The sequence below is a fragment of the Streptomyces netropsis genome (genome assembly GCF_014203545.1).
GTDB classification, from domain to species: Bacteria; Actinomycetota; Actinomycetes; order Streptomycetales; family Streptomycetaceae; genus Streptomyces; species Streptomyces netropsis.
The window spans coordinates 334,933-351,445 of sequence record NZ_JACHJG010000002.1 but is presented as its reverse complement, the minus strand read 5'-3'; the positions used below and the strand labels follow the sequence as shown (position 1 = coordinate 351,445).

General features: G+C 74.3%; 14 protein-coding genes. 7 read left to right on the top strand and 7 right to left on the bottom strand.

The genetic code is table 11. From position 1 onward, the window contains the following. Positions 1-65: 65 nt before the first annotated feature. Together FHS38_RS06390 and FHS38_RS35995 are read right to left on the bottom strand one after the other, a co-directional pair. Positions 66-572 carry a hypothetical protein gene (locus FHS38_RS06390; RefSeq protein WP_184731649.1) on the bottom strand — a complete coding sequence of 169 codons (507 nt, stop codon included), beginning with the start codon at positions 570-572 and terminating at the stop codon, positions 66-68. Positions 573-796: 224 nt separating this feature from the next. Next, positions 797-4,282: a CHAT domain-containing protein gene (locus tag FHS38_RS35995; RefSeq protein WP_184731647.1), complete on the bottom strand. Its 3,486-nt coding sequence runs from the start codon at positions 4,280-4,282 to the stop codon at positions 797-799. 448 nt (positions 4,283-4,730) lie between these two features. Here FHS38_RS35995 and FHS38_RS06380 point away from each other — a divergent pair, with 448 nt between their 5' ends. Both FHS38_RS06380 and FHS38_RS06375 read left to right on the top strand, forming a co-directional pair. Further along, positions 4,731-6,104, top strand: coding sequence for a serine/threonine-protein kinase (locus tag FHS38_RS06380; protein ID WP_184731645.1), 1,374 nt, complete (start codon positions 4,731-4,733; stop codon positions 6,102-6,104). Positions 6,105-6,225: 121 nt separating this feature from the next. After that, on the top strand, positions 6,226-7,668 hold the full coding sequence (locus FHS38_RS06375; RefSeq protein ID WP_184731643.1) for a DUF6777 domain-containing protein: 1,443 nt from the start codon (positions 6,226-6,228) through the stop codon (positions 7,666-7,668). Between the two features lie 117 nt (positions 7,669-7,785). On the opposite strand, the gene FHS38_RS06370 is transcribed toward FHS38_RS06375, so the two are convergent. From FHS38_RS06370 to FHS38_RS06355, 4 genes are all read right to left on the bottom strand, one after another. Further along, positions 7,786-8,982 (bottom strand): ferritin-like domain-containing protein, encoded by a 1,197-nt coding sequence (locus FHS38_RS06370; RefSeq protein ID WP_184731641.1) that lies wholly within the window; start codon positions 8,980-8,982, stop codon positions 7,786-7,788. Then, a complete protein-coding gene (locus tag FHS38_RS06365; protein ID WP_229822544.1) occupies positions 8,979-10,883 on the bottom strand; it encodes a GMC family oxidoreductase in 1,905 nt (634 codons plus the stop codon). The genes FHS38_RS06370 and FHS38_RS06365 overlap by 4 nt, the downstream gene beginning before the upstream one ends. Continuing rightward, positions 10,880-11,404 carry a hypothetical protein gene (locus FHS38_RS06360; RefSeq protein ID WP_184731640.1) on the bottom strand — a complete coding sequence of 175 codons (525 nt, stop codon included), beginning with the start codon at positions 11,402-11,404 and terminating at the stop codon, positions 10,880-10,882. Before FHS38_RS06360 ends, FHS38_RS06365 begins: the two co-directional genes overlap by 4 nt. Positions 11,405-11,534: 130 nt before the next feature. After that, the gene (locus FHS38_RS06355) at positions 11,535-12,119 is read right to left on the bottom strand and encodes a TetR/AcrR family transcriptional regulator (RefSeq protein ID WP_184731638.1); all 585 of its coding nucleotides are present in this window, start codon (positions 12,117-12,119) and stop codon (positions 11,535-11,537) included. Between the two features lie 97 nt (positions 12,120-12,216). Between FHS38_RS06355 and FHS38_RS06350 the strand changes: the two genes are divergently transcribed. Continuing rightward, on the top strand, positions 12,217-12,636 hold the full coding sequence (locus FHS38_RS06350; RefSeq protein ID WP_184731636.1) for a nuclear transport factor 2 family protein: 420 nt from the start codon (positions 12,217-12,219) through the stop codon (positions 12,634-12,636). A gap of 14 nt (positions 12,637-12,650) precedes the next feature. On the opposite strand, the gene FHS38_RS06345 is transcribed toward FHS38_RS06350, so the two are convergent. Next, positions 12,651-13,217, bottom strand: a complete 567-nt coding sequence (locus FHS38_RS06345; protein ID WP_184731634.1) for a cupin domain-containing protein — start codon at positions 13,215-13,217, stop codon at positions 12,651-12,653. Positions 13,218-13,501: 284 nt separating this feature from the next. On the opposite strand from FHS38_RS06345, the gene FHS38_RS06340 reads away from it, so the two are divergent. The 4 genes from FHS38_RS06340 (at position 13,502) to FHS38_RS06330 (ending at position 16,513) form a co-directional block, all read left to right on the top strand. Then, complete coding sequence (locus FHS38_RS06340; RefSeq protein WP_184731632.1) at positions 13,502-14,386, top strand: AraC family transcriptional regulator; 885 nt, start codon at positions 13,502-13,504, stop codon at positions 14,384-14,386. Positions 14,387-14,478: 92 nt separating this feature from the next. Continuing rightward, positions 14,479-15,345, top strand: coding sequence for an NAD(P)H-binding protein (locus FHS38_RS06335; RefSeq protein WP_184731630.1), 867 nt, complete (start codon positions 14,479-14,481; stop codon positions 15,343-15,345). Positions 15,346-15,401: 56 nt separating this feature from the next. Beyond that, positions 15,402-15,530, top strand: coding sequence for a hypothetical protein (locus tag FHS38_RS35120; RefSeq protein ID WP_260420658.1), 129 nt, complete (start codon positions 15,402-15,404; stop codon positions 15,528-15,530). Then, positions 15,527-16,513 (top strand): DUF6528 family protein, encoded by a 987-nt coding sequence (locus tag FHS38_RS06330; RefSeq protein WP_184731628.1) that lies wholly within the window; start codon positions 15,527-15,529, stop codon positions 16,511-16,513. The genes FHS38_RS35120 and FHS38_RS06330 overlap by 4 nt, the downstream gene beginning before the upstream one ends.

Sequence of the window (16,513 nt, the reverse complement as noted above, 5' to 3'; positions counted from 1 at the left end):
GCCGACGGGTCCGGGGGGTGACGGTGACGAAACCGCCGCCCCCTGGCGTCAGTTCGCCCCTTGGTTCACTCCCCCGCCTTCCGGTGCCGGGGCACCACCTCGGCGTGGACGCCCACCACGCGGTAGCGCAGCAATTCGCCCGAGCGGGGCCGGGAGTCGCGCCGCACCCCGTCGCAGACCTCCTCCAGCAGCCGGGGCAACGGCTCCCCCCTGGCCCGCCCGGCCCGCCTCTCGCGCTCGTCGGAGACCAGCGGGCTCACGTCCAGGGGGCTGTCGCCGATCAACAGGAGCAGGGGCTCCGGCCGGGTGCCCTCGTACGGCACGTCCGGAGGCCACCAGGTCTCGGTCGGTCCGGGGGGCCAGGCCGCCCCGTCGCGGCCGTCCGGCTGGAGGGCGATCCCGCTGGGCTGGTCGTTGGTGACCAGGGTGGTCCGGCCGCTCAGTCCGACGCCCAGCAGCCAGAGGCAGAGCACCCGGTCCGAGTGGTCGGTCGCCCGCACCCGGTAGTGGTCGCCGTCGTGGAGGCGGTCGCCCTCGGGCCGCAGGACGGTCCCCGCCACGGCGAACCGCACGTCGGCCTCGGCGTCCAGGCGCTCGGCCCCGTCCGACGGGGGTCTCCTGGTGCGGCCGTTCCAGGGCCTTGCCGATCCCGCGGTAGGTGGCGTCCTCCCCGGCACAGGTGCGGATGTCGGCGAAACCCCGGCCGGCCAGCGCCCGTTCCACGAGACCGTCGTCGGCGTGCACCCCGGTCAGACCGTAGGTCTGGGCGCCGATCAGCAGTGCGCGCAGCGTCATCTCAGACTCCCACGTGAATGAAGGGTGCCCAGTGGCACGGGTGCCGGGCCTCGGTGTGCGCGTCGCCGCGGGGCCTGCTGTCCCGGGGCCCGGCGGGCTCGCGCGTGACGCCCGCCCGCGTCGCGAGCCCGGCGAACTCCTCGGCCCGCTCGGCGGGCGAGAGGTCGCGCACCTCGCGCCGGGCGAGGGTGAGCGCGGTGCCGACGGCGGTGGCCGTGCCGTCGGCGAGGTGCCGGTAGGTCCGGGTGACGACGAGGGCGCCGGTGTCGTCGTCGACCGGCCACAGCGACACCACGGCGTGCCGGGCCCCGGTGATCATCGCCGCGCGGGTGAGCCCGAGCACGTCCCCGCCGGCGGTCGCGGTGCCGCGCCCGGTGTCGCAGGCGGACAGCACGAGCAGTTGGGGATCCAGGCCGGGGCCGAGCAGATCGGGCAGGCCGAGGGCGTCCGGTCCGGCGAGGGCCAGTCTGGTGCGGTTGGGCGCGAGCTCGTCCACGTCGCCGTGGGTGGCCAGGTGCAGTACGCCGCAGCCGGCGGCTTCCCGCAGCACCCGCTCGCGGGTGGCGGCGGCCCCCGTCAGCACCCGGTGCCCGGGCAACAGCCGTGCGATCTCGGCGACTTCCGCCGCGGTTCCGGGAAGGTCCGCCAGGCCGCGCCGGGGGTCGGTGGCGGGGGCGCCCACGAGCAGCGCCGCGAGGTCCTTCCACGGCCGGTCCGGCGGGCGTGGGCGGGTCAGGAGCGAGGCCGCGGGCAGATAGGAGACGTCGTGCCCGGCGCCCAGGACGTCACCGCGCCAGGGCAGGGCGTGGAAGGGGAGCAGCGAGAGCCGGGCCGGGGGTACGACGATCACCCGTTCGCAGTGGTCGAGTTCGGTGCGGAACGGGCGCAGCAGCAGCTCCGAGAGCTGCCGTCCGGTGTCCTCGCCGCCCGGGGCCCGCGCGCAGTGGCTGTGGAAGCGGCGGGCCGTCGCCACCGTGCCGTGGGCCCACCGCTCCGTCCGTGCCACACGCAGCCCGTCGCGGGTCATCGCCCAGCCGACGAGGTCCTCGTCGAAGAGGTGGTACTCCAGCAGCACGGTGTCCGGGGGCAGTGCGTCCGCCACCGCCGCGGCGTCCGGCCCGGTGCCGCCCCGCCAGGACACGAAGGCGGCGGGGGCCAGCCGGGCGACGTCCGCCTGGGCCGCGTCCAGCGCCCGTTCCGCGTCGGTGACCCGCCGCAGGGCCGTCGGCCCGGGGGTGGCGGCGGGGCGGGCACGACGGATCTCCTCCGCCACGTCCTCGAACTGCGCCGACCAGCGGGTCTCGGCCTGGAGCCAGGCCCGTACCACCCCCACCGCGGGCCCGGCACCGTCGAGGGCGTGCACGGCGTCGAGGAAGCCGGAGCGGCTGCGCTCGGCGAGACCGAAAGCGGCCGCGGCCGCGGCGGCCTCCGTCCCGGCTCCGCCCAGCGCCAAGAGCGACATGATGGCCGTGTGGTACATGCCGGCGACCACCGGGCTGTCGGCCGAGGCGGCCCGCAGCGCGTCCCGGGCCGGCTTGACGCGGTGCTCCTCGTAGCGGGCGATGGCGCGGAGCGCGTGGCCGACGGCGGTGGCGTGGTCGCCCCGCCCCCGCGCCACATCGGCCTCGAGCGCGGGCAGTCCCCACGGGTCGGCCGGTCCGGGTCCGCGGGTGCCGATCTCCCGTACCGCCGCCGCTGCGAGGCGGGGCTGACGCAACCGCAGCCGCAGCACCGCCTCTTGAACAGCGGAGGGCTCCCCTCGAGCCACGAGCCCGTCCAACTCGGCCCGGGCTTCGGGGAACCGGCGCAGTTCGATCAGGGCGACGCAGCGCGCCATGGCGTCCGGGCCCCCGTCGGCCGCCCGCAGTGCCCGCTCCGCGAGCCGGTCGGCGTCCGCCTCCAGCCCGGCGGCGCGGGCCCGCCGGGACCGGTGGAGCCTCTCGCGGAACGTCACGGCCCCGGCCTCGGCCCGCAGCGCGCGCAGCGCCTGCTCGATGCTCTCCCCGCCGAACGGCAGCAGGCTCTCGGCGGCGGCGATCGCCTGCTCGAAGCGGGGCCGCGAAGCGGCGATGAGGTCCGGGTCCATCAGAGCGACGGCTTCGCTGTGGAAGGTCGCGGCGGCGCGGACGACGCCCAGGCGGTCGGCCGGTCCGTGCGCCTCGCCCCGCTCCAGCCGCTCGGTGTGCAGCCGCAGTCGGAGGTCGGTGAGCACGAGGGAGGCCAGCCGGTGACGTGCCGACGCGTACGCCCGGGCCGACGCGCAGACCGTGTCGCCCGCCGCCGGTGCGCCGGTGAGGCGCTCGGCCAGGAGGTCGGCGTTGCGGCTCTTGACGGCGTCTCCCCGGCCGCTCAGGAACACCGCCCGCTCGGTGACGAGTTCCACCAGCCCCCGGCCCCACGAACCGCTGCCGACCGTCGACGTCCAGGCGAGAACGGCCTCGACGTCCCGGGGGTCGGGCTGCTGCCCGGCGGTGATCCGGTCGAGGCTCCGGTGCACCCGCAACAGGGCCGCGCAGGCTCCGTCGCCCGCCTCGGTGGCCAGGGCGAGGGCGCGCTCCAAGGCCGCGACGCGATCGGGCGTCCGGCCCTGGACCCGGGCCGCGTGGGCGATCCGCAACAGGGCCGCCGCCTGCCCCCGGGCCGACCCGGCCGCCCGGAACCGCTCCTCGGCCAGCTTGTAGCGCGCCTCGGCGCGCGCCGGGGCCCGGGGCCCCGGGGTGCTGTCGCGGGCCGAGCAGCGTTCCGCCGCGCCCGGGGCGCCGAGTTCCCAGTCGCCGACGAGCAGCGCCGAGAAGCCGCCGACCACGAGGCTGTCGGGTGCGACCCGTAGCGCGTCCCGGCGCAGGGCCTTCGCCCCGCCGGGGTCGGCCGCCCGGACCCTGAGGTCGGCCGCCAGCAGCGAGTGGTAGGCGGCGGGCACCGCGCGGCCCCCGGCGGCCGTGTCCTCGCGCAGTGCGTCGAACCACCGCAGCGCGGGACGGATCCCGTCGCGCGCGGCCCGCGCGGCGTCGTGCTCGGCTGCCTCCTCGTACGCCGAGGAGGCCCGCATCCCGTGCCCGACCGTCCTGCGTGCCGAGAGCAGATCGGGCAGGAGCCGCCCCGCGAGGACGGCGGCGAGGCGCAGACCGGGGTCCGCGACTGTCGCGATGCCGGCGGCGGTTCCGGCCGCCGTCGCGTGGAGCGCCGACCGGGCCGCCTGTGCCTGCGGCCCCGGCGCCGCGTCGCTCGTGCCCCCGGGGAACCAGTCGTGCTCCAGGGCGGTCGCCGCCGTCCGCAGGGCCCGGGTGACCACCGCGTGTCCGGCGGGCCCCTCCGGTGCCCGGTCCAGGGCGGTCAGGGCCCGCTTGGGCTCCCCCGCCGCGAGCGCGGCGGCGGCCGCGAGCCAGGTCCGTAAGGGCTCGCGGTACGCGTCGGGACGCGCGGCGGCGGGGTCGCTCGCCCGCTGTTCGGTCAGCAGCAGTTCGATGAGTGGTGCGAGGCCGTCCACTGGCTTCCCCCTTGCCGTGGGCGGCCCGGCCGGCGTGACCGGCCGACCGCCGTCGGACCCAAAGGGGAACGATATTCCGGCCGTCACCACTTTGAGAAGATTATGCGCCGCTCCGGGGAGACCGGATCAATTCCGCCCCGAATACACCCCGTTGATCGGGATGCCCCGAAGAATCGATACCCCGGAACGGCACATTCCCTTAGTCGGCCGTAAAGGAAGCTCCACCGCGGATGAATCGACCGGCCGGTAACTTCCCGTGGAGACACGGGCGATCGGTGCGGACGAGGGACAAAACCCCTGTTCACACGGGCAGTGTCGGGTGGGGCGCAAGGGAATTCCGCGAATTCTCCCGAGGGGGGAACGATATCGACGGGCCTGCCGTCTGAAGGAGTGTGCCCGAATGCGCGCGGCTCGGGGTGCCGTGCGCGCGGGAAGGGGGGCTTACGGCATGGACGAGGAGCGAAGTCCATTGCTGGCCGGACGTTACCGGATCGTCGAACGGCTCGGCAGCGGCGGCATGGGGGTGGTGTGGCGTGCCGTCGACGAACTGCTCGACCGCGAGGTCGCGGCGAAGGAGGTCCGGGCACCGGAGCACATGCGCGAGGCGGACGTCCGGCTGCTGTACGCGCGGCTGAAGCAGGAGGCGCGGGCGGCCGCCCGGGTCAGCCACCCGTACGTGATCACGGTGCACGACGTGGTCGAGCAGCAGGGCCGGCCCTGGATCGTCATGGAGCTGGTGCGCGGCAAGTCGCTGGCCGACGTGCTGGAGGAGGAAGGGATCCTGCAGCCCAAAGAGGCGGCCAGGATCGGGTCGATGGTCCTCCAGGGGCTGCGCGCCGCGCACGCGGCCGGGGTGCTGCACCGTGACGTCAAGCCCGCCAACGTCCTGATCGAGGACAGCGGCCGGGTCGTGCTGACCGACTTCGGCATCGCCGTGGTCGAGGGTTCGGGCACCCTCACCCGCACCGGCGACCTCGTGGGCTCCCCCGACTTCCTCGCCCCCGAGCGGGCGATGGGTCAGCGTCCCGGCACTCCCTCGGACCTGTGGTCGCTGGGCACGACCCTGTACGCGGCGATCGAGGGGCTGTCGCCCTTCCGGCGCACCTCGGCGCTGAGCACCCTGCAGGCGGTGGTGCAGGACGAGGCGCCCACGCCGCGGCGGGCCGGCCCGCTCACCCCGCTGCTCGAAGGGCTGCTCCGCAAGGACCCGCGGGACCGGATGGGCGCGGTGGAGGCGCAGCGGCTCCTGGACTCCGTCGCGGCCGGGCGGCTCACCGAGCCACCGGGCTGGGCGCGTTCGGACACGGGGGAGTACGTCCGTACGGCCGTCGCCGCCCCCTCGCCGGTCCCGGTCCCGGCCCCGGTGCCGTCGCCGTCGCCCGTCCCCTCCCCCGGGCCTCCGGTGCGTCACCTCTCGCCCGCCCCGCCCACACCCCACCCCGGTGGTGTCTTCGGGCCGCCCACTCCGCAGCAGCCCGAGCGGCCGTTTCCCGATCCACGGCGCCCGAACCCCCCTACGGGGCGCCGCAAGTTGATGGTGATCCTCGGTCCGGTGCTGGCGTTCCTGCTCGCCGGCGGAGCGGCCACCGCCGCGGTGATCGCCACCCGTGACGACGGCGGCACCCCGTCGGGCGGCACCGGTGGCGCGGTCACCGAGACCAGTCGGCCGTCGGACGGCACGTCGGGGGGGCAGCCGCGCCCGTCCACGACGCCCGGCCCGCAGGACACACCCGCGGCCACCACACCCGCCGCCGAGCCGACGCCGGACCCGGGCACGACGTGTGCGAACGGCGGTTGGGTCGCGAGCTGCGGATACGGCTGAGGGAAGGCGGGTGGGGGGGCTCGAGGGACGGGCGTAGCGAGGGATACGCGGGGCTCCGGTGACGGGGTCCGGAGGAATCACTGATCACCGACATCACAGACCGGCTTTCGGGGGTGCGTCAATGCGGCTGGGGTCCTTTCCGTACGGAGTCACCGAGCGCGAGGCGGGCGGGCCGGGCGCCCGGCGTGCCCGCAGGCGCAAACGCCTGCTGCGCGCCGTCGCGCTGCTGGCCGTGCCCGCCCTGCTCGGGGGGACGGGCACCTTGGGGTGCACGGGCCCCCAGAAGAAGAAGGCGGTCGATCTCGCCCTGGAGGCCGTGGGGGTGGTCGGCGCCGCCCCGTTCCTCACCGGTGCGGGTACGGACCTCAAGGGGGTCGACTCCGCCCGCCGCGGCGGCGAGCTGGCCGGTGACAGCCGCGGCGCGTTCGGCGGCACCCGTAACGTCGCGCACTGCGACAAGGCGGCCCTGGTCAAGGAGCTCACGCGGGACAGCGTCAAGGCGAAGGCCTGGAGCTCGGCGCGCGACATCGACCCCCGGGACCTCGCCGCGCACATCGACAAGCTGACGCCGGTGGTCCTGCTCCACGACACCCTGGTCAAGAACCACAACTACAAGGGCAACGGCGAGATCACCGGGTATCTGTCGGTCCTCCAGGCGGGCGTCGCGGTGCTCGTCGACGCCTACGCGCGACCGGCCGTCAAGTGCAACTGCGGTAACCCGCTGCGGCAGCCGGACACCAAGGTCGACTACGAGGCGTCCTCGTACAAGGGCAAGCGGTGGGAAGGCTTCGCCTACGTCCAGATCACGGTCATCAAGGAACGGCCCAAGGACAAGGGGCCGATGGCGTCCGTCCCGCTCGTCGACCCCTACGCACCGAACAAGGGTTTCGACCGCGGGGCCGGCTCCGACGGTTCGAAGGACTCCTCGCCGTTCCCCGTGCCCACCCCGTCGGCCCTGCTCCCCACGCCCAGTGGCAGCGGCAGCGGCACTCCGTCGCCGGAGTCGGGCAGGCCCTCCCAGCCGACGCCGTCCGCTTCCACGCCGGAGTCGGGGACGCCCTCCTCCTCACCCCCGGGCTCGGGGACGGCGTCCAGGACACCGACCGGCACCGGGCAGTCGTCGGCCCGCCCGCCGATGTCCGCGAAGCCTCCGACGGCCAACACGGCTGTGCCGACGAAACCGACCGTGCCGTCCGCCACGGCCCGCACCAAGCCGCCGTCCTCGGCGTCCTCGTCCCTGCCGAGCGGCAGGCAGCCCACCGGGGGCCGCGTGCCGACGGCCGAGGGTCAGGAGCGAGGGCCGCAGAACACCTGGAAGCCTCCGCCGGCGAGCAAACCGGCCGACCCGCCGGCGAACAAGCCGACGTACAAACCGGTGGACCCGCCCAAGCCTCCGCCGCAGTCGGCGGACCGGCCGCCCGCGCCCCGGACACCGGCCGAGAAGCCTCCGGTGGAGAAGCCACCGACGGAGCGGCAGCAACCGCCCGCGCAACAGCCCACCGCGGACAAGCAACTGCCGCCCGCTCCCCGCACCCCGCCCAAGGACGGGCCACCGAGCGCGTAAGGAGCCCCGGCCACGGTTCAACGAGCCGTTCCGGCCGTCTCCTGCCGGCACTGACGGCCCTGCCGGGCTGCACCGAGGGCGGGCCGCCTCCACCGGGAGGCGGCCCGCTCCGTGCCCTCAGCCCGGCAGGGCGGTGGCTCCGGGAGCCTCGGACAGCCGGTCGCGCGCGAGGGTGAAGTGCCGGTCGGTGATCTCGTAGGTCGCGGCTGCGTGCAGGCCCAGGGCGCGCTTGGCCGGGTCGGGGTGCGGGTTGCGGTACAGCGCCTCGGCGAGGTCGCGCAGCTCCAGCATGACGGGCACGGCCGCCCCCAGCACCGCCGGGTCCCCGGTGTAGCCGCGTTCGAGGACGACGAGCAGCCGCGCGTACACCTCGTTGAAGTGGTCGGCGGCCCGGCGCACGGCGCTGCCGGGCGGGTAGTGCGCCACCTTCGCCTCGGGGTCGATGGGGTAGGTGTCCTGCCAGGCGACGTCCATGGCCGGACCCGTCGGACCGGAGCGCGGGGTGTCGTGCGGTCCGTAACTCCGCTCCTGGCGGATCTCGTTGAACCGGAAGTAGTGCGCGACCTCGCGGACCTCCCCGAAGAGCCGGTCGTCGGTGTCGTGGATGCCCCCGGCCGCGCCCTCGCCCTGCTCGGTGATGACCCGCAGGGCCTTGAGCGCGGACGCCAGGTCCGTGACCGCGAAGACCTCGCCGCCGGAGTTGTAGAAGTCCTTCGGGCCGACCTGCCGCGCCGGGTCGCCGTGGAAGAGCTCCGCCTCGCCGAGCTTCCTCGACAGGCGGATCACCCCTTCCCGGATGGTGTTGTAGAACTGGCCGATGGAGGTCCAGCCGTCGTCGTCCGCCACCGAGGGATGACCGGGCGGCTCGGCGACGTACTCCGGCCGCTCGATGTACAGGAAGGTGTCCAGCGCCTTCGTCCCGAAGTGCCGCAGGGCGACGGGGACCTTGTCCCGGCTGAAGGGCAGCCGGGCGGGGTAGCCGGTGACGAATCGCGAGTGCGCCACCAAGGGGGTGCCGCCCGTCGCGTTCAGGAGGTTGGCGACGAGCGTCATGTGCAGCATTTCCTCGAGCACGACGGCCCGGACGGCGTAGTGCGCGGGCCGGTTGGTGCCGGGCGGCAGCGTGTACATGGCCGTCAGATAGGGCGGGATGGTGAGGTGTTCGAGGGTCAGCGCGGCCTGGAGGAACAGATGCAGCTCCGCGCGGTCGCGCGGCACCCGGAACGGCGGTTCCTCGACCACCGCGAGGGCGGCGGAGATGTCGGTGTGCCGGGCGGGATCGGTCTGCCCGGTCAGCGGGCCGGTGGCCGTCATGGGCGCACCTCCGGGGCGTGGGCGGTACGGACGGTCAGGGGCCGGCGCAGCTCGCTCAGCTCCCGGTGGATCCGCTCGCTGCTGCGCAGTGCCAGGGCGGCCATGGTCAGCGAGGGGTTGGCGGTGCCGACCGAGGGCATGCTGCCGCAGCCGACGGCGTAGAGGCCCGGGTGGTCCCAGCAGCGCTGCCACTGGTCGACCACGGACGTCTCCCGCGAAGCCCCCATCACATGGGTGCCGGCTCCGTGGCCCGCGCCCTGGTAGACGAAGTCGCGGCCCTCGAAACGGAAGTGGCCGGGGGCGAAGGGGCCGGGGCCGTACGCGGTGTGGTCCTCGGCGTCGAGCAGCCCGAAGATCTGGTCGGAGACGGCCTTCGCCGCCGCCATGCCGCGCTTGACGCGGTCGGAGAGGTCATAGGTGACGACGGGCCGCGGATTGCCGAGGAGGTCGCGGTGGAGCGGGTCGATGGTGACCCGGTTCCGGCCCTCGGCCTCCTGCTCCATCTCGAATTGCAGGGCGAACTGCCGGCTGATGCCCCGGCCCAGCTCCTCGCGCAGCGCGGCGCCGAACAGCCCTCGCCCGCGCGGTGCCGCCGAGTCGTCGCCCATGCCGAGCAGCCGGGCCACGTCGGCGCCGGGTGAGCCCGCCGGCCAGCTCCATCCCCAGTTGGCGATCACGATGCGGAAGGGCGCGCGGGTCCGCCGGCCGGCTCCGGTGCGGAAGCCCTCCAGGCCGGACGTCGACCCGGGACCGCGGAACGGCCCGACGGGGTGGTTCATCAGCCCCCAGGTGAGCAGCACCGGATGGTCCATGAGGTTGCGCCCCACCTGGTCGCTGCGAGTGGCCAGCTGGGAGACGAGCAGCAGCTTGGCGTTCTCGATGGCGTGCGCGGCCAGGACGACGACGTCGGCCTCCGCGGTGCGGGTGACGCTCGCGGGGGCGGCGGGGTCGTCGTATTCCTGGTATTCGACGCCCCGGGCCCGGCCGCCGCTCGTGGTGAGGACCCGGCTCACCACGGCGCGGGTGACGAGGGTGACGTCGCGGCTCCAGGCGGCCTGGGTCTTGAGGGGGGTGTACTTCGCCTGGGCCGGGCAGATCGGTGTGCAGGAGGCGTTGCCCACGCAGCGCTCACCGTAGTTGGGCAGTCCGGCCGCACCGACCGGGCGGTAGCCTCGGCCGCCGTCGTAGTCCTCGTGGGGTGTGCTGTTGCGGGCGTGCGGGGTGGTGACGACGCGCAGCGTGGTGTGCGCGGAGCCCGGCTTCTCCTGGACGGCGTGTCCGTCGAGCCGGGCCGCCAGGACGTCGTCGAGGTAGCTGCGGGGGATCTCCCGCATCGGGTAGACGTAGTCCTCGGGGAACGGCAGGCCGATGGCGTCGGCCTGCTCGGCGGCGTCCCCGGCGACGCCCAACTCCCGCTCGGCCGCGCGGTAGTGGGCCTCCAGGTCGTCGTAGCCGATCGGCCAGTCCCGGCCGTAGCCGTAGCGGCTGCGGACCGTGAAGTCGTCCGGGTGCATGCGGGGCGTCAGGCCCAGCCAGTGCAGGCCGGTGCCGCCGCTCGCGCGCAGATAGTCCGAGTTGTAGGGCAGGGCGCCGCGCTGGACGAGGTAGCCGTGGGCCCGGTAGCCGCCGCCGGGCAGCCCGCCCACGTCGAGGACGTCGGGGGACGGGGCGACGGCGTTGGGCCGGTAGGGCGAGTTGGGCACCTTGGCCACGGCGGACGCGAACGTGTCCAGCGCGTCGAGATGGCCGGGCCATGTGTCCAGGGTGCCGGTGCCCGCCTCCAGGACGAGCACGCGCCACCCCTGGTCCCCCAGTCGCTTGGCGACCAGGCTGCCTGCCATCCCGGCGCCCACCACGATCACGTCGTACCGGCGTCGGCCGGGGTGCGCCGAGCCGCTCACGCGGCGCCTCCCGCGCCGTGGGCCGCGCGCTCGGGCGGGGTGAGGGGCGGGGCACCGGGCGGCGGATCGGCCCAGGTGCCGAAGCCGGGGGCCTTCGCGCCCGGCGGGTGACCGTGGAAGGTCCGCCAGACCAGGCCCTCGGGGTAGGCCTCGGGGGCTACCGTGAAGGCGACGTTGGCCTTCTCCCGGCCGAGCGCGCGGTGCACGGACCGGGCGAGCGCGGGCCACACGCCCAGGTACCACAGATGGGTGACGGCCCGGGCGATGTCGCGGGACGTCTCGTCGACGAGCCGGTCCGGGTCTCCCCCGGCGGCCGCCATGTCGTCGATGAAGCGGCCGACGGCCTCGCGGCCCACCTGGTCGACCGTGGTGTCGTGGTACAGCTGGGCCATTCCGGTGGCATACAGGTCGAACGCCTCAAAACCGGTGAGGCGCTCGGAGATGTCGATGAACCCCGCTACGGGCGGGGGCACTTCGACGGACTCGTCTTCGAGTGCCGTTCGATTCAGCTCGGGAATCATGCGTGACCACCCCTCCAAGGGACTGCCCGCACATTCTTACCGAAGAGTCCATAGCGGTAGAAGGGGGGTGAACGACCTTTATCCGGAAGGAGGTTGGCGGAATAGGTGATTCGGGACAACCGCCTCCGGCTCAGCTCCGTGGCGGGGCCACCGCCGCCTCCAGCAGGACGCGCGCGGCCTCCTTGGCCCGGAGCGCCGGCTCGGCACCACCGGAGATCGCGGCCGTCACGATGGCCCCCTCGGCGAGCAGGGCGAGCTGGTCCGCGAGCGCGGCGGGGGCACCCGCCCCGGTCACCAGGCCGGTGAGATACCGCCGGAAGGCGTCCTTGTGGGCGCGGGCGACCGCCGCCACCGTTTCCGAGGCGGCACCCAGCTCCCCGAAGGAGTTCACGAAGGCGCAGCCGCGGAAATCGGGCTCCTCGAACCACTGGTGGAGCCAGTCGAAGACGGCCATGACCCGCTCGGGTCCGGCGGGCCGGGCGTCGGCGTAGCGCGCCAGCGCGTCCCGCCAGCGGGCGTCGCGCCGTCGCAGACAGGCCTCGACCAGCGCGTCCTTCGACGGATAGAGCTGATAGAGGCGCTTGAGGGACACACCCGACGCGGCACGGATCGCGTCCATGCCCACCGCCTGGAGCCCTCGCCCGTAAAAGAGCGTCCCGGCCGCGTCCAGCACCCGGGCCTCTGGCGTCGCGGCTTCCGTTGCCGTGGTTTCCATTACCGCTCCCACCTCGCGCCTTGCCTGAGAACCATCGTTCTCCTAGGCTACCGGACAGCAGAGAGAACGACCGTTCTCCGCGTGGAAGGGAAGAGTCATGTCCGAGCAGAGGCCGCCGCTCCCGCCGTTCACCGCCGAGTCCGCCCTGCGGAAGGTCCAGGCCGCCGAGGACGCCTGGAACAGCCGCGATCCCGAGCGCGTCGCCCTCGCCTACACCGAGGACTCCGAGTGGCGTAATCGCGATGTGTTCCTGAACGGCCGGGCGGAGATCGTGGACTTCCTCCGCGCCAAGTGGGAGCGCGAGCACGGCTACCGCCTGCGCAAGGAACTGTGGGCGTACGACGGCGACCGCATCGCCGTGCGCTTCGCGTACGAGTGGCACGACGACGAGGGCCAGTGGTACCGCAGTTACGGCAATGAGAACTGGGAGTTCGACGAGGACGGTCTGATGCGGCGCCGCTACGCCAGCATCAACGACCTGCCGATCAGCGAGGACGAACGGCGCATCGCCGTCTGACCGTCGCCTGCGGATCAGGCCAGAACGGCGGGGGCGGGGGCGGCGACGGGGGAGGCAGCGGTCAGCGGGGTGAGCTGCTCGATGTCATAGCGCTTGCGCAGCGCGGCGATGGCCTCCTGGTCGATGTCCGGCCCCGAGTTGAGGATCTCGAAGAGCTCCTCGAAATAGCGCTCGTGATCCGGCGGGGGCGAGGCCTGGAAGAACATGCGCGCGGGGTCGGACGTCGGGTTGGCGAACGCGTGCGGGCAGCCGGGCGGCACGACGATGAGCGTGCCCGCCGTGGCCCGCACACAGCGCTCCCCGCTCGGGGACTCCCACTCCCGCCAATTGTGGACGGTCCGGATGCGGGGCTCGAAGGCGAGGACGTCGAGCTCGCCCTCGAGCACGTAGAAGAGCTCCTCGCTGCGGGTGTGCAGATGCGCGCCGACGTCGAAGCCCGGGGGGACGACGACCTCGAAGCTGGAGGCCGCCCGCGAGTGCTCCCCGGTCACCTTGAACGTCACCTGCTGGGCCGCCGTGACCAGGGTGCGCCCCGCGCCCGGGGGGACGACGAGGCCATCCTGATAGCTGGTGAGAGTCATCGTGCGCAGCCTTTCGGGGTGTTCACGAGGAGACCGGATTCGATCGTCGTCATCGGCGTGCACTCCTCGTCATGAGGTGGACGCGGGCGAGGCGCGGCGGGAGACCCCCGTTCAGGCGCTCTCCCGGGAAATAATCCCCGACTCCGCCCGGCGGCCACAGGCCGCGCCCGGAAAATCACCCGTCCAGGGGACGGATTCGAAAGGCTCACTCCGGTTCCTTGTCCGCCGGGGGCACGGCTCCGGGCCGTCTCAGGGCCGCCCACGGGCCCGTCTAAGGTGACGGCATGGACGCCTTGGGGGATCTGTTGCGTGGAGTACGGGCCGACGGCGCCCTGTTCGGCCGGTGGACGGTGGCAGCGCCGTGGTCGCTGCGGTTCTCGGACGGGGCTCCGCTGACCCTGTGCACGCTGGTGCGGGGGACGGGGTGGCTCGTACCGGCGGAGGGCGAGCCGCGACTGCTGCGGCAGGGCGACACCGCGCTCGTGCGCGGGCCCGCGCCGTTCACCTTCGTGGACGCGCTCGCGGGCGCGCCTGCGGACCGCACCGGGGAGAGCGCCGAACTGGTGTCCGGTGCCTACCGCTCGGAGTCCGACATCGGCCGCCGCCTGACCGGTGCGCTGCCGCCGGTGCTGATCGTGCCCGACGAGGGCGGGCCGGAGAGCTGCGGCGCGCTCCACGAGTTCATCGCGGCCGAGGTGGCCGCCGACAAGCCGGGGCAGCAGTTCGTCCTCGACCGACTGATGGACTGGATGCTCGTGTGCACGCTGCGGGCGTGGTTCGACAGCCCCGAGGCCTGTCCGCCCGCGTGGTACCGCGCGCTCGGCGACCCGGTGGTCGGGGCGGCGCTGCGCGCGATGCACGACGCACCGGCCCGGCCCTGGACCATCGCCGCGCTGGCCACCGGGGCGGGGGTCTCGCGGGCGTCCCTGGCCAAGCGGTTCACCGAGCTGGTCGGGGAGCCGCCGCTGGCGTATCTGACGGGGTGGCGGATGACGCTCGCCGCCGAACTGCTGGCCGAGCCGGAGGCGACGGTCGCCGGGGTGGCGAGGCGGGTGGGGTACGCGGACGGGTTCGCCTTCAGCTCGGCCTTCAAGCGGGAACGCGGCCTCAGCCCGAGCGCGCACCGCGCGTCCCGGGCGGGGGCGGCCCGCGAGCGGGTCGGCGTCTGAGGGCACCGGCCCGGACGGCTCTGGACGCTCGGACATACGGTCGAGCGTTTCGGCCATGGCCCGGCGGTAGGCCCGGCGGGGAGGCTCGGGGCATGACGAACGAACCGGTATTGGTGATCGGCGGCACGGGCAAGACCGGCCGCCGCGTGGTGGCAGGGCTCCAGGAGCGCGGCGTGGCCGTGCGCGTGGCGTCGCGCAGCAGTGAGCAGCGATTCGACTGGCTGGACGAGAGCACATGGGAGGCGGCGCTGGAGGGCGTCGGCGCGGTGTACGCGGTACCGCTGGAGGGGGTGCCGGTGCCGCGCTCCTTCACCGAGCTCGCCGTGAAGAGCGGAGTCGGCCGCATCGTCCTGCTGTCGGCCCGCGGTGTGGACGTGCCCGGGTACTACGGGGACGGGGAGACTGCGGAAGCCGCGGAGGAAGCCGGCGTCGCGAGCCATCTCGAGGGCGAGCGCGCGGTGCGGGCCTCGGGCCTGGAGTGGACGGTCCTGCGTCCGGGCTGGTTCGCCCAGAACTTCAGCGAGGGTCTGTTCCTGGACCCGCTGCTCGCGGGCGAGCTGCGGCTGCCGACGGCGGACGCCGCGGCGTCGTTCGTCGACCTCGACGACGTCGCGGCGGTCGCGGTGGCGGCGCTGACGGAGGACGGGCACACCGGGCAGGTCTACGAGATGTCCGGCCCCCGGGCGGTGACCCTGGAGACGGCCGTCGCGGAGATCGCCGAGGCCACGGGCCGCCGGATCCGCTTCGTCCCGGTGACGGTGGACCGGTTCACGGCCGAGCTGAGGCAGGACGGGCTTCCGGCGGAGGACGCGGAGCTGTGGGCCGCGGCCCTCAACCCGATCCGCCGGGGTCTGGAGGCCAAGATCTCCGACGGTGTGCGGCGGGCGCTGGGCCGTGACCCGCGCGACTTCGCGGAGTTCGTGTCGGCCGCGGCCACCGCCGGGGCCTGGCGCGGCTGATCCGCCCGCGCCGAGCCGGTCCTGCCCCATGGGCCGGCTCGGCGCACCCCGTTCGTGTGACCTCCGGGCGTGGCACGGCGGGGGACGGGGTGCGCTCCCCGATCCTGTCGGCGCGGATGCGCGTCACGGGATGGGAGTTCTGCGTGGAGAACGGGATCACGGCGACGGCCCGGGCGGCCGTGTGAGACGCGTGTGGGTCGCCGTCCTCGCGGCGCTGAGCGTACTGGGGACATCAGGGGTGGCACAGGCCCACCACGAGGTGGGCGGACGCTCCACTCTCGCGGCGGTCACGCCGATCGTGACAGCCGACCAGGCCACCCGGTCCGTGTACGTACTGGACGCGGAGCGGACACGGTGGAGCGCCGAGGGGCCGGGCGGGGGCGTGCTGTGGTCATGGCGCGCCGACGGCCGCGCGGACCTCGCCGATCTGCGGCCCGGCAGCTCGTGGACGAACCCGAGCGAGGTCAAGCTCCGGGAGATGGACGGCCGGCGGTATCTGCTGACCACGGCCTCCGGCGGCCTGGCGGCCGTGGTGAGGTACCCGGAGGGCACGGCGTACTGGGCGGCCGACACCGGCTCGGGCAACGCGCACAGCATCGAGCTGCTGCCGGACGGGAACGTGGCGGTCGCGGCCAGCAAGGGCGAGTACGTGCGGTTGTACGCCGCGTCCCGGAGCACGCGGGCCACCGAGTACACACAGGTGGCCCTCGCCGGGGCGCACGGCGTGCACTGGGATCCGCGCAACGAGCTGCTGTGGGCGTTGGGCGACCGCGAACTCGTCGCGCTGGCCGTGGGCGGCACGGCGGACTACCCCGCTCTCACGGTCGTCCACCGCCGGGCGCTGCCCACCCGGGGCGGTCACGACCTGGCCCCGGTGCTCGCCTCGCCCGGCCGGCTGTGGGTGACCACGTCCTCGGCGGTGTACCAGTACGCGACCTCGGAGCGGCAATTCGTCTCCTACCCGCTCCAGTCCAGGGTCAGCGGGCGGTCGGTCAAGAGCGTCGGCGACGATCCGGTCACCGGACAGGTGCTGGTCGCCCGGCCCGAAGCGGGCAACCCCTGCGTCTGGTGCACCTCCACCCTGACCCTGTACCAGCCCGACGGGACCCGCACACTGCTGCGCGGCGGGATGTACAAGGCCCGCTGGTGGTCCCCCTACCGCAGCTGA

Bases quoted from the DNA above. Each gene is read 5' to 3' on its own strand.
- FHS38_RS06380 (WP_184731645.1), top strand. From the start codon at position 4,731: ATGGACGAGGAGCGAAGTCCATTGCTGGCCGGACGTTACCGGATCGTC.
- FHS38_RS06375 (WP_184731643.1), top strand. From the start codon at position 6,226: ATGCGGCTGGGGTCCTTTCCGTACGGAGTCACCGAGCGCGAGGCGGGC.
- FHS38_RS06370 (WP_184731641.1), bottom strand. From the start codon at position 8,982: ATGACGGCCACCGGCCCGCTGACCGGGCAGACCGATCCCGCCCGGCAC.
- FHS38_RS06360 (WP_184731640.1), bottom strand. From the start codon at position 11,404: ATGATTCCCGAGCTGAATCGAACGGCACTCGAAGACGAGTCCGTCGAA.
- FHS38_RS06355 (WP_184731638.1), bottom strand. From the start codon at position 12,119: ATGGAAACCACGGCAACGGAAGCCGCGACGCCAGAGGCCCGGGTGCTG.
- FHS38_RS06350 (WP_184731636.1), top strand. From the start codon at position 12,217: ATGTCCGAGCAGAGGCCGCCGCTCCCGCCGTTCACCGCCGAGTCCGCC.
- FHS38_RS06345 (WP_184731634.1), bottom strand. From the start codon at position 13,217: ATGACTCTCACCAGCTATCAGGATGGCCTCGTCGTCCCCCCGGGCGCG.
- FHS38_RS06340 (WP_184731632.1), top strand. From the start codon at position 13,502: ATGGACGCCTTGGGGGATCTGTTGCGTGGAGTACGGGCCGACGGCGCC.
- FHS38_RS06335 (WP_184731630.1), top strand. From the start codon at position 14,479: ATGACGAACGAACCGGTATTGGTGATCGGCGGCACGGGCAAGACCGGC.